Genomic DNA, 11746 nt, shown 5'->3' with positions numbered 1-11746 from the left:
AAGAAAAATGGGAGAAGCAAAAAGACGTAAAACACTTGGGTTACCTCCAAAAAAAAATAATACTAAAACTAAAATTGATGATTCTCCAAGATTATTTGAATGGCTTCCCTTTACAATCAATCAAAGAGATAAACTAATTAAATTAAGTATTAAGGCCAGTTGGTTTGGAATCGGAGGGTTAGTAATCTTATGGATTGTAGTGAGATTTATAGGCCCTGCTGCTGGGTGGTGGACATTGGCTGATTCTTTATAAATCTAAGCTACTGTTTTTATATCATTAACAGCGATTGTATTAGCAGGATTGCTATTTAATGCTTTCATTGAATTAGAACTGACTTCAGTTCCTTCTGTTAATTTCTCTTTAACCATAGATTCTACTTTATTCCTGATTTCTAAGTTTTGATCAAGCCAAATAATTGTATTATCTCTTCCTTGTCCAATATTTTCTCCTTCATAACTATACCAAGCACCTCTCCTTATGATGATATTAGTCTCTTCTGCTAAATCTAATAAGCATCCTGTTGTACTAATACCTTTCCCAAAGAGAATATCAAATTCTGCAATTCTAAATGGTGGTGCAACTTTGTTTTTTGCTACTTTCACTTTTGCTCTTATGCCATATTCCTCAGTACCTCTTTTAAGAGTTTGAATTCTTCTGATATCAAGTCTTACTGAGGCGTAAAATTTTAGTGCATTACCTCCTGTGGTTGTTTCTGGGTTGCCGTATGTAACGCCAATTTTTAGGCGTAATTGATTCAGGAATATTACCGTACATCCAGATTTGCCAATATTTCCTGTTATTTTCCTCATTGCTTGGCTCATTAGCCTTGCTTGGCTTCCAATAACGTGATCTCCCATCTCTCCTTCTATCTCGGCTCTTGGGGTTAGTGCTGCGACCGAGTCAACAACTACAAGATCTACCGCACTCGATCTTATAAGTTGGTCAACTATTTCTAGAGCCATTTCACCAGTATCTGGCTGTGAAACTAACAAATTTTCAACATCAACACCTAAAGAGGCCGCATAAACTGGATCGAGTGCATGCTCAGCATCTACAAATGCAGCTACTCCTCCATTTTTTTGGACTTCCGCAATCGCGTGAAGCGTTAATGTAGTTTTTCCTGAACTTTCTGGTCCGTAAACTTCTACTACTCTTCCTTTTGGATAGCCTCCTCCTAATGCTAAATCTAAGGTGAGCGCTCCAGTAGATATTGTTTCTACTTTCATTCTTGAGGCGTCACCAAGTCTCATTATTGAACCTCGTCCAAAATTTCTTTCTATTTGACCTAAGACAAGACTTAATGCCTTGTCTTTTTCTTTTGATTCAGTTTTTTTCTTTTCTTCAAGGCTCATTGTTTGATTTATCGGTTAAAGTTCTTGTAATTATTCTAAATTTGGAAATTTTTATTTAAACCAAACTTCATAATTACAAACTATAGTACATCTGTACTCTAACTGATTATCTTTAAATTGCAACTAATTCTCCAAGGTTTCCTAATTTTAATAATTTGATTTCATTACTTAACATATTTTTATCTGATTCTTTCAAATATCCCCAATCAGCTAGGAAGCATGGAATGTGAGAAGTTTCTGAATTTTGTTTAATATCGATTAGAGTTTTTTTTCTATCTTCTATAAAGCCTAAAATTTCATAAGTTTGTGTAAGTTTTTCAGCTATTTTGATTTTTGTTCCTGATTCATAACCAAAAATAAATTCTGGAAAAATATTTAATTGTTTAAGAATTTTTTCTGCAAATATTTTACCTTTTGTTGTTATAACTCCAGTTTTTATTCCTTTTCTATTTAATTCTTTCATAAATTTTATAATTTCAAAAAAGGGTTTATGTAAATTTACCCACGATTTTAAATCTTTATCAATTTGGTACTTGCGAGACTTATCTAACATTTTTTGTATATCTTCTGCGATCCAGGAATTTTCATTTAATATCCTCTGGCAATTTTGATGATAATTATTAATGAAATCATCTTTATTATCACTTTTTAATGGATTTTCTGTTTTTATAATTTCGTGAACAATTAGAATCATTTCCCAACCATATTTAACCCAAGGCCTAATTTCTTTGAAAGAATTTGGTACACCTTGATAAAGTTTTGGATCAATAGTGATGTTGGGTGAATTTAAATATCTTTCACAGGCTAGCAAGGAACTATGCCAATATTCTTGCATTCCATCAACTATTACTCCATCAAAATCAAATAGAAAAATTTTTTGAGAAGACACCAATTGAATATTAGAACTGGGCCGCTAGGATTCGAACCTAGGAATGTCGAGACCAAAACCCGATGCCTTACCACTTGGCGACGGCCCATTGAAATATCATCTTAATACATGAAAAGATTTTTTTCTATCCAAAAAATACAAATTTTTTATAATATGGCGCTAGTTTTGAAAAATAAAAATATTATTTGAATGAGCTCGATTTCCATGGCTCTAGAAATTTCTGAGCTTTTTTGATCGCCAAACCCATTATTTCAGGATACTCATAGAGTTTTTTGTTATTTATGTGAGCAAATTCAATAAGGGGCTGCATAATTTTTCTTGCAGCACTTCCAAATGCTATTCCATCTGGGAGATTGTTTGAATTCAACAATTCATGAGTTTTTTCATTTGTTCCTCCTGCTAATTGAATTAATCCTGGTGGAAGATCTGAACCGATTTTTTCAAACAACTTAACAGCATCTCTACTTGTTGTAGGAGCAAGATCTCCAGACATTGGCCTTCCATCTAGTTGCCAAATAAGGGGAATATCTAGCTCATTCAGAATTTCATATCTTTCCCAAAGAGCTTTCAAAAGATCATCGGGCTCTTGGGCTTTTTTGAAAGATTGATTTAATCCACAACTAATAGATATCTTGTCTAATTTAGTTTCACAATTTTTAAGGATACTTACAACTTTTGTAAAAGAATCTAGGCGATTGATTTCTGTATGAATTTCTACTGCATTAGGCCTTATTTTTTGAAGTGTTGATGCTAAATCATTTTTTGACAAATTATATTCATATTCACTAATTAGATTTAGAGGACAACTATTTAAACATCTTCCACATCCATAACATTTACTCTTTTTAATTCCGAAATTATCAATTGCAAAGGTGGGGCATACTTTTTCGCATGGTCTTGGACAACTAGGGGGACATTTTGAAGGATCAAATTTTGCTTTTCGAAAGTGGATATCATTACCATCACTAATACTTATCATTAATCCAGGGGAGTTTTTAAAGACTTTTTTTGCCCAATCGATTCCTTTTTTTGCTGCATAAACTATAGATTCTTCTGCTGCAACATCTATGTAGTCGACACCAGCAGCAGTATAAATTGCACATAAATCTTCTATGGCAACAATATCTTCATTACTGGCACCACAAATTAACTTAATCCATTTATCTTTTTTATTCTTGGTTTTAATCAAACAATTTAACTTTCAAATTCATCCAAAATATAATTACTTAATGGTTTCCATTCAAGTTTTCTTGAACCCCCCATTTCAACAACTATTGTTAGTTTATTATCGTTAGTGCAAATCTCTATTAAGCTCTCTAATTCAGATTGAGATAATACTTGACCTTCTAATAACCAAAGTAATTTATTTTTATCATTTTCATTAAATAACTCAGAAGCTTGTGGGATTACTTGTTGAACTTCCCCAAGCGCTCCGTTTCTTCCTACACTTTGATGACCAAGGTGAGGTGGTCTAACGCCATGCAATTTGAGCAAGAAAACTTCTGGATCTCCAAGCCCTCTTGCTGAAGTTATAAACGTTTTAAAGCCTTTGGCCCTCATTCTCCTTAAAAGACGAGTTTCATAACCACCTTCGAGAGGAGCAAATATTGCGAGACATTTGTTAGTTTTTAAATCGTTATGAAACTTTTTCCCTGAGAGAAGTAATGGCATAAAAATTTCCTTTATTTCTATTTTATTTTATTTTATGGTACTTGATGATGTACAATTGTGATTCAGTGAATTTTTAAGCTCGCAAGCTAGCCGAGCCTCTGAAAATTTCACATTTTTTAGCGTTTCGTTAAAAAAACTCAGGTGGGTTTATCCCGAGAGAAACTATCTATTATTTCAGATAAGTCTCGACCTTATTAATTGTTTTTTTATTAACTTTACCTTAATAACTGAAGGTTTAGATAATTGAAAAATTATTACGAGCTAGCCTTATTTAGTCTTATGTCTATCGGAATTTTAGGAAAGAAATTGGGCATGTCCCAACTTTTCGATGATAAAGGTAATTCGGTACCAGTTACTCTTATAGAGGCTGGTCCGTGCCGCGTCACTCAATTGAAAACAACTGCTTTGGATGGTTATACCGCCGTTCAGATAGGTTATGGCTTATCCAAAGAGAAGCATTTAAGCAAACCTGAAAAGGGACACTTATTGAAATCAGGTGAAGAACTTTTAAAGCATTTGAAAGAATATAGGGTTGAAGAAACTTCATCTTATGAAATCGGAAAACAAATAACTGTAAAAAACTTTGAGGTTGGTCAAAAAGTTGATATCAGTGGCAAATCTATGGGTAGAGGTTTTGCAGGTTACCAGAAAAGACATGGTTTTAGCAGAGGTCCTATGAGTCATGGTTCAAAAAACCATAGAGCACCAGGATCTACAGGGGCAGGAACAACTCCGGGTAGAATTTATCCAGGGAAAAGAATGGCAGGAAGATATGGAGGAAAACAGATAACTACCAAAGGATTGTTAGTTCTAAAAATTGATGATCAGAAGAATTTGCTTGTAGTAAAGGGTTCTGTTCCAGGTAAGCCTGGCTCAATTGTCAACATTAAGCCAAATAATGTTGTAGGCAAAAAAGGAGGTGAAAAATCATGACATCACTTGAAACTTTAAAGTGGGATGGTAAAAAATCAGGCAAAGTTACTCTTGATTTAGCAGTTGCTAAAGAAACTTCTTCGGCAGACTTAATCCATAGAGCAGTCCTTAGACAGCTAGCAAATAAAAGACAAGGGACAGCCTCAACTTTGACAAGATCTGAAGTGCGAGGGGGCGGTAGAAAGCCATACAAACAAAAAGGTACAGGAAGAGCTCGTCAAGGATCAATAAGAACACCCTTAAGACCTGGTGGCGGAATTATTTTTGGACCGAAGCCACGTTCTTACAATCTTGATATGAATCGTAAGGAACGTAGATTAGCTCTTAGAACAGCTCTTATGTCCAGAGTATCTGATATGAAGGCTGTTGAAGACTTTGGATCTACTTTAAAGCAGCCTAAAACAAGTGATATCATCAATGGCCTTGCTCGATTAGGTATACAAAAAACTGAAAAAGTTTTGGTTATTCTTGATAGTCCTTCCGATATTATAAAAAAATCCATTAATAATATTGAGAAAGTAAAATTAATTGCCGCCGATCAATTAAATGTATTTGATATTCTCAATGCCAATAAATTGGTAATAGGTCAATCAGCGATAGATAAAATTCAGGAGGTTTATGCATCATGAGTAAATTATTCGATTCTCGTTTAGCCGATGTAATACGAAAGCCAGTTATTACTGAAAAGGCTACAAATGCACTAGATCTTAACCAATATACTTTCGAAGTAGATCATAGAGCGGCTAAACCACAAATAAAGGCAGCTATTGAAGCCTTGTTCAGTGTTAAAGTCATAGGAGTTAACACTATGAATCCTCCTAGGAGAACAAGAAGAGTCGGGAAATTTTCCGGTAAACGTTCTCAGGTCAAGAAGGCAATTGTACGTCTTGCTGAAGGAGACAAAATCCAACTATTTCCAGAATCTTAAGGAGTTTTAATTATGGCAATACGTAAATTTAAACCTTATACACCTGGCACTAGGCAAAGAGTAGTTACTGACTTTAGCGAAATCACAAGTGCAAAACCTGAAAGATCACTAATAGTTCCAAAACATAGAGTTAAAGGTAGGAATAATCGTGGTGTTATCACTTGTCGTCATCGTGGAGGTGGTCACAAAAGGCAATATAGATTAGTTGACTTTAGAAGAGATAAAAGAAATATCAACGCTAAAGTTGCAGCTATTCACTACGATCCTCATAGAAATGCAAGGCTTGCACTTTTATTCTACGAAGATGGGGAAAAAAGATATATTATTGCTCCAGCTGGAGTAAAAGTCGGACAAAATGTCATATCTGGAGAAAGCGTTCCTATTGAAGACGGAAATGCAATGCCACTTTCTGTTATGCCATTAGGATCTAGTGTTCATTGTGTTGAGTTATATGCAGGTAGAGGCGCTCAGATGGTTAGATCTGCAGGAGCTAGTGCGCAAGTTATGGCAAAAGAGGGAGATTATGTTGCTTTAAAACTCCCATCTACTGAGGTAAGACTTGTACGAAAAGAATGCTATGCAACTCTTGGAGAAGTTGGTAATTCTGAAATAAGAAATACTAGCTTAGGTAAAGCTGGAAGAAGAAGATGGCTTGGAAGAAGGCCACAAGTAAGAGGTAGTGTAATGAACCCATGTGATCATCCACATGGAGGGGGAGAGGGAAAAGCACCAATTGGTAGAGCAGGCCCAGTTACTCCATGGGGTAAACCAGCTCTTGGATTAAAGACACGTAAAAAGAACAAACCAAGTAATAAATTAGTAGTTCGAAGACGTCGTCGCGTTTCTAAGAGGAGTAGAGGAGGAAGAGACTCTTGATTACTTCATTAACTATTTCAATTTCTATTACATAATCATGGGACGTTCACTAAAAAAAGGACCTTTTGTAGCAGATAGCTTGCTCAAGAAGGTAGAAAAACAAAATACTGATAATGACAAGTCTGTTATCAAAACTTGGTCGAGATCATCTACGATTTTACCTTTGATGATCGGTCACACAATTGCCGTACATAATGGCAAGACTCATATCCCAGTATTTATTACTGAACAAATGATTGGTCATAAACTCGGTGAATTTGCTCCTACACGCACTTATCGAGGTCATATAAGAGATAAGAAAGGAGCAAAATCATGACAAAAACACCTGAAACATCAAAAAAAGCCATTGCTCATGGGAATTATGTTCGCGGATCAGCCTCTAAAGTGAGAAGAGTTTTGGATCAGATAAGAGGTAGGTCTTATAGAGATGCATTGATTATGTTGGAATTTATGCCTTACAGATCTACAGACCCTATTACTAAAGTTCTTAGATCTGCAGTTGCTAACGCAGAACATAACCTTGGAATGGATCCATCCACCTTAGTGATTTCCTCTGCATGGGCTAATAGTGGTCCTGTGATGAAAAGGTATAGGCCTAGAGCTCAAGGTCGAGCTTTCTCAATTAAAAAACAGACTTGCCACATCAGTATTTCTGTTGAATCTGTTTCTACTCAAACTAATGCGGAGGTACAAAACTAATGGGACATAAAATACATCCTTCTGGACTTAGATTAGGAATTACACAAGAGCATCGCTCTAAGTGGTTTGCTACTTCCAAGACATATCCAATTCTTCTACAAGAAGATTTTAAAATTCGCAGTTTCATACAGAAAAAATATGGAGCAGCAGGAATTAGCGATGTTTTAATAGCTAGAAAAGCTGACCAACTGGAACTTGAATTAAAAACAGCAAGACCAGGAGTCATAGTTGGAAGACAAGGAAGTGGTATTGAAGAATTAAGATCTGGTATTCAAAAAACTATAGGGGATAGAACAAGGCAAGTTAGAATAAACGTTGTTGAAGTTGAACGAGTAGATGCTGATGCTTTTTTACTAGCTGAATATATTGCGCAACAACTAGAAAAAAGAGTCGCTTTTAGAAGAACTATAAGGATGGCCTTACAAAGGGCACAAAGGGCTGGAGTCTTAGGTCTTAAAATTCAAGTAGGTGGAAGGTTGAATGGTGCTGAAATTGCTAGAACTGAATGGACTAGAGAAGGTAGAGTACCTTTACACACACTTAGAGCTGAAATTGACTATGCAACACGTGAAGCAAATACAACTTACGGGGTTCTGGGCATTAAAGTTTGGGTTTTCAAAGGTGAGGTTCTTCCTAAAGAAGAACAAACTATCCCTGTGGGTGCTAGCCCTAAGAGGAAAGCTAGTAGAAGACCTCAGCAATTTGAGGATCGTTCAAATGAGAATTCATAGGAGGTATAAAAATGCTTAGTCCAAAACGTACTAAATTTCGTAAACAGCATAGAGGCAGAATGAGGGGGGTAGCCTCAAAAGGTAATACTATTGCATTCGGTCAATTTGCTCTTCAAGCTCAAGACTGTGGATGGGTAACTGCACGTCAGATTGAAGCTAGTAGAAGAGCTATGACAAGATATATCAAACGTGGTGGTCAAATCTGGATAAGAATATTTCCTGATAAACCTGTAACCATGAGACCTGCCGAAACCAGAATGGGTTCTGGTAAAGGTAATCCAGAGTTTTGGGTCGCAGTTGTGAAACCTGGAAGAATACTTTTTGAAATGGGTGGTGAGGATATCACTGAGGAAATTGCAAAGGAAGCTATGCGCCTGGCTCAATACAAACTTCCTGTAAAAACTAAGTTTATCTCCATTGATAAAAATCTAGAGGATTCCTCGCAAGAAAATACAAAGAATAGTAAAAAATCTCAAGAGGAGGTTAAAAAATGAAAAACACTGAGTCTTTTAAAGAATTTAAAAAATTAAATTCTGATCAAATTACTGAAAAGATTAACGAATTACGAAAAGATCTTTTTGATTTGAGATTCAAGCAAGCTACGAGACAGCTCAATGAAACTCATAAATTTAAAATCATCAAGAAACAAGTTGCGCAATTACTAACTCTTAGTAAGAGTCAATCTGCTTCTGAAACTACTTCTGCTTAATTATTAGTTATGGCACTTAAAGAAAGAATTGGTACTGTTGTCAGTGACAAAATGGACAAAACAGTTGTTGTTGCTGTTATTAACAGATATCCTCATCCCACTTATAAAAAAATTGTAAGTAGAACTACACGATACAAGGCGCATGATCCCGAAAATACATGTGTTTTAGGTGATCGAGTTAAAATTAGAGAAACTAGACCTCTCAGTGCTCATAAAAGATGGGCAATAGAAGAGATTCTCAATAAAACAAGTAAGGCTAAGGAGGTTAAAAAATGATTCAACAAGAAACTTATTTAACAGTTGCTGATAATAGCGGAGCAAAAAGACTCCAATGTATTAGGGTCTTAGGTTCTAATAGAAGGTATGCTCATGTTGGGGATGTAATCGTAGCAAGTGTAAAAGATGCTCTTCCTAACATGGGAGTTAAGAAATCTGAAGTTGTTAAAGCTGTTATAGTCAGAACTAAAGCAACATTAAGAAGAAATACTGGTAATTCAATCAGATTTGATGATAATGCTGCAGTTTTGATTAATGAAGATAAGAATCCAAAAGGTACTAGAGTCTTTGGTCCTGTAGCTAGAGAACTGCGGGATAAAAATTATACAAAGATTGTTTCTCTTGCTCCGGAGGTGATTTAAATGTTGGATTCATTAAAACAAAAGAAAAATTTCCAGAGAATAAAAATGAGAATCAAAACTGGAGATTTGGTAAAAGTAATTAATGGCAAGGACAAAGGGAAAACTGGTGAGGTTTTAAAAACTATCCCTCTGGAAAATAGAGTAGTAGTTAAGGGAATTAATCTAAGGACTAAACATGTAAAACCAACTCAGGAAGGAGAAACTGGAAGAATACTTACAGAAGAAGCATCCTTACATGCATCAAATGTGATGTTCTTTTCAAAGGATAAAAATCTTACAAGTAAGATTGAATACTTTATTGATAAAGAGGGTGTTAAGAAAAGAAGATTGAAGAAAACTGGTGAAGTAATTGATTAATTTTTCATCAGAAACCAGATTTCATCTTTTTCTAATTTATCAATTCTGACAAAGACCAGAATTAACAAAAAATTATGACTCTAAAAAATCGCTACAAAGAATCAATTAGACCAAAACTTTTAAAAGACCTTGGTCTTAAAAATATTCATCAAGTACCTAAAGTTGTCAAAGTCAACGTTAACAGAGGTCTTGGTGAGGCAGCTTCAAATTCGAAAGCTTTAGAAGCCTCTTTAAACGAAATGGCAACAATTACAGGACAAAAGGCCTTAGTAACTAGGGCTAAAAAAGCTATTGCGGGTTTTAAAATTCGTGAGGGCATGCCGATTGGTTGTACTGTAACTTTGAGAGGAGACAGGATGTATTCCTTTTTGGAGAGATTTATAAATCTAGCTTTACCAAGAATAAGAGACTTTAGAGGAGTTAATCCAAAAAGTTTTGATGGGAGAGGGAATTACACCGTTGGAGTGAAAGAACAATTGATTTTTCCTGAAATCTCTTTTGATAAAATAGATTCAATAAGAGGTATGGATATAACTATTGTCACTAGTGCAAAATCAGATCAAGAAGGTAAAGCTCTTTTGCAAGAGTTAGGAATGCCTTTTAGTAAGAATTAAATTAAAACTATGTCAAATCACGATCCTATTTCAGATATGCTTACTCGAATTAGAAATGCGAGTCAGAAAAAGCATACAACCACAACAATTCCAGGTTCAAAAATGTCCTTAAGTATCGCTAAAGTGCTTCAAAAAGAGGGGTTCATTTCTGATATTAATGAGGAAGGTGAAGGTTATAAATCACAAATAATACTCGGCCTTAAATATAGTGGTAAAAACAAATTCCCTACTATTAGATCTATGCAAAGAGTTAGTAAACCTGGTTTGAGAATTTATAAAAATACCAGGGGTTTACCAAAAGTTCTTGGAGGTCTTGGAGTTGCCATAATATCAACTTCTAAAGGCGTCATGAGTGATCGCGATGCTAGGAAGCAAGGCATTGGCGGCGAAGTCCTCTGCTATGTTTATTAAGGAGAATTAATCATGTCAAGAATCGGAAAAACACCAGTACTTATTCCAGAGAAAGTTACAGTTGATTTTGATGGATTAAAAGTTACAGTAAAAGGCCCAAAGGGTGAATTAAAACGTGTCATGCCTGAGGGAGTTAGTTTTGATAAGAAAGATAATACTGTTGTAGTAATTCCTACTACCACCAAAATACATTCAAGGCAGAGACATGGTTTATGTAGAGCCTTACTCGCTAATATGGTTGAAGGGGTTACTCAAGGTTTTTCAAAGAAACTAGAAATTGTTGGCGTTGGATCAAGAGCACAAGTAAAAGGTAAAAATCTAGTTGTAAGTGCAGGATATAGTCATCCTGTAGAAATGATCCCCCCTGATGGTATAACATACAAGGTTGAAAGTAATACAAACGTTACTGTATCTGGAATTGATAAGGAAATTGTTGGCAATGAAGCAGCAAAAATCAGATCAATTAGACCTCCAGAGCCATATAAAGGTAAAGGAATTAAGTACCATGATGAGAGAATTCTCAGAAAAGCTGGTAAATCTGGCAAAAAATAATTCCATTTAAAAAAATGACCAAACTTTCCAGAAAATTACAAACTCAAAAAAGACACAAAAGATTAAGAAGATTCTTAATTGGAGATGCAACGCGTCCAAGATTGTCTGTTTTCCGCTCTAATAATCATATTTATGCCCAGGTTATAGATGATAGTGCTCAGAAAACTATTTGCTCAGCTTCAACCGTTGATAAAGAACTCAGAGAAAAATCAGAGAAATTACCCTCTGATTGTAACTCTTCTTCTATTGTTGGAAAATTACTAGCTAATAGAGCGATAAAAAAAGGTATCAAGCAAGTAATTTTTGACCGTGGAGGTAATTTATATCACGGCAGAGTAAAGGCACTTGCAGACGCTGCTCGTGAAGCTGGCCTTGAATTCTAAAT

General features: G+C 35.3%; 21 protein-coding genes and 1 tRNA gene. 17 read left to right on the top strand and 5 right to left on the bottom strand.

The features are described 5' to 3' along the window. Positions 1-7: 7 nt before the first annotated feature. Positions 8-253: a DUF2839 domain-containing protein gene (locus JJ844_02810; GenBank protein MBO6974608.1), complete on the top strand. Its 246-nt coding sequence runs from the start codon at positions 8-10 to the stop codon at positions 251-253. 2 nt (positions 254-255) lie between these two features. Here the strand turns inward: JJ844_02810 and recA are convergent, their stop codons facing one another. From recA to JJ844_02785, 5 genes are all read right to left on the bottom strand, one after another. Continuing rightward, complete coding sequence (gene recA, locus JJ844_02805) at positions 256-1353, bottom strand: recombinase RecA (protein ID MBO6974607.1); 1098 nt, start codon at positions 1351-1353, stop codon at positions 256-258. A 112-nt stretch (positions 1354-1465) separates the two neighbouring features. Beyond that, positions 1466-2242 carry an HAD family hydrolase gene (locus tag JJ844_02800; GenBank protein MBO6974606.1) on the bottom strand — a complete coding sequence of 259 codons (777 nt, stop codon included), beginning with the start codon at positions 2240-2242 and terminating at the stop codon, positions 1466-1468. A 16-nt stretch (positions 2243-2258) separates the two neighbouring features. After that, positions 2259-2330, bottom strand: a tRNA-Gln gene (locus JJ844_02795). A 93-nt stretch (positions 2331-2423) separates the two neighbouring features. Continuing rightward, positions 2424-3431, bottom strand: coding sequence for a Fe-S cluster containing protein (locus tag JJ844_02790; GenBank protein ID MBO6974605.1), 1008 nt, complete (start codon positions 3429-3431; stop codon positions 2424-2426). 5 nt (positions 3432-3436) lie between these two features. Beyond that, positions 3437-3913 (bottom strand): NAD(P)H-quinone oxidoreductase subunit N, encoded by a 477-nt coding sequence (locus tag JJ844_02785; GenBank protein ID MBO6974604.1) that lies wholly within the window; start codon positions 3911-3913, stop codon positions 3437-3439. A gap of 279 nt (positions 3914-4192) precedes the next feature. Between JJ844_02785 and JJ844_02780 the strand changes: the two genes are divergently transcribed. The 16 genes from JJ844_02780 (at position 4193) to JJ844_02705 (ending at position 11744) form a co-directional block, all read left to right on the top strand. Continuing rightward, positions 4193-4846: a 50S ribosomal protein L3 gene (locus JJ844_02780; protein ID MBO6974603.1), complete on the top strand. Its 654-nt coding sequence runs from the start codon at positions 4193-4195 to the stop codon at positions 4844-4846. Next, positions 4843-5475 carry a 50S ribosomal protein L4 gene (gene rplD, locus JJ844_02775; GenBank protein ID MBO6974602.1) on the top strand — a complete coding sequence of 211 codons (633 nt, stop codon included), beginning with the start codon at positions 4843-4845 and terminating at the stop codon, positions 5473-5475. The genes JJ844_02780 and rplD overlap by 4 nt, the downstream gene beginning before the upstream one ends. After that, positions 5472-5774, top strand: coding sequence for a 50S ribosomal protein L23 (locus JJ844_02770; protein MBO6974601.1), 303 nt, complete (start codon positions 5472-5474; stop codon positions 5772-5774). The genes rplD and JJ844_02770 overlap by 4 nt, the downstream gene beginning before the upstream one ends. Positions 5775-5786: 12 nt before the next feature. Continuing rightward, complete coding sequence (gene rplB / locus JJ844_02765; protein MBO6974600.1) at positions 5787-6650, top strand: 50S ribosomal protein L2; 864 nt, start codon at positions 5787-5789, stop codon at positions 6648-6650. A gap of 37 nt (positions 6651-6687) precedes the next feature. Further along, complete coding sequence (gene rpsS / locus JJ844_02760; protein MBO6974599.1) at positions 6688-6966, top strand: 30S ribosomal protein S19; 279 nt, start codon at positions 6688-6690, stop codon at positions 6964-6966. After that, the gene (gene rplV, locus JJ844_02755) at positions 6963-7349 is read left to right on the top strand and encodes a 50S ribosomal protein L22 (protein ID MBO6974598.1); all 387 of its coding nucleotides are present in this window, start codon (positions 6963-6965) and stop codon (positions 7347-7349) included. The genes rpsS and rplV overlap by 4 nt, the downstream gene beginning before the upstream one ends. Continuing rightward, positions 7349-8080, top strand: a complete 732-nt coding sequence (rpsC, locus tag JJ844_02750) for a 30S ribosomal protein S3 (protein ID MBO6974597.1) — start codon at positions 7349-7351, stop codon at positions 8078-8080. The genes rplV and rpsC overlap by 1 nt, the downstream gene beginning before the upstream one ends. Before the next feature lie 11 nt (positions 8081-8091). Then, positions 8092-8574, top strand: a complete 483-nt coding sequence (rplP, locus tag JJ844_02745) for a 50S ribosomal protein L16 (protein ID MBO6974596.1) — start codon at positions 8092-8094, stop codon at positions 8572-8574. Next, positions 8571-8789, top strand: a complete 219-nt coding sequence (locus JJ844_02740) for a 50S ribosomal protein L29 (protein MBO6974595.1) — start codon at positions 8571-8573, stop codon at positions 8787-8789. The genes rplP and JJ844_02740 overlap by 4 nt, the downstream gene beginning before the upstream one ends. 9 nt (positions 8790-8798) lie before the next feature. After that, positions 8799-9065, top strand: coding sequence for a 30S ribosomal protein S17 (gene rpsQ, locus JJ844_02735; protein MBO6974594.1), 267 nt, complete (start codon positions 8799-8801; stop codon positions 9063-9065). Beyond that, entirely contained in the window at positions 9062-9427 is a 366-nt protein-coding gene (rplN, locus tag JJ844_02730) for a 50S ribosomal protein L14 (protein ID MBO6974593.1), read from the top strand. The genes rpsQ and rplN overlap by 4 nt, the downstream gene beginning before the upstream one ends. Beyond that, the gene (locus JJ844_02725; GenBank protein ID MBO6974592.1) at positions 9428-9784 is read left to right on the top strand and encodes a 50S ribosomal protein L24; all 357 of its coding nucleotides are present in this window, start codon (positions 9428-9430) and stop codon (positions 9782-9784) included. It begins immediately after the preceding gene. A 74-nt stretch (positions 9785-9858) separates the two neighbouring features. After that, positions 9859-10398 carry a 50S ribosomal protein L5 gene (gene rplE, locus JJ844_02720; GenBank protein MBO6974591.1) on the top strand — a complete coding sequence of 180 codons (540 nt, stop codon included), beginning with the start codon at positions 9859-9861 and terminating at the stop codon, positions 10396-10398. Positions 10399-10407: 9 nt separating this feature from the next. Then, entirely contained in the window at positions 10408-10809 is a 402-nt protein-coding gene (gene rpsH, locus JJ844_02715; protein ID MBO6974590.1) for a 30S ribosomal protein S8, read from the top strand. Between the two features lie 12 nt (positions 10810-10821). Next, on the top strand, positions 10822-11361 hold the full coding sequence (gene rplF, locus JJ844_02710) for a 50S ribosomal protein L6 (GenBank protein MBO6974589.1): 540 nt from the start codon (positions 10822-10824) through the stop codon (positions 11359-11361). Positions 11362-11375: 14 nt separating this feature from the next. Beyond that, positions 11376-11744, top strand: coding sequence for a 50S ribosomal protein L18 (locus JJ844_02705; protein ID MBO6974588.1), 369 nt, complete (start codon positions 11376-11378; stop codon positions 11742-11744). Positions 11745-11746: the final 2 nt, after the last annotated feature.

This window comes from Prochlorococcus marinus CUG1435, from assembly GCA_017644375.1.
Lineage (GTDB): Bacteria > Cyanobacteriota > Cyanobacteriia > PCC-6307 > Cyanobiaceae > Prochlorococcus_A > Prochlorococcus_A marinus_AH.
This window is presented reverse-complemented; position numbering and strand designations above follow the sequence as displayed.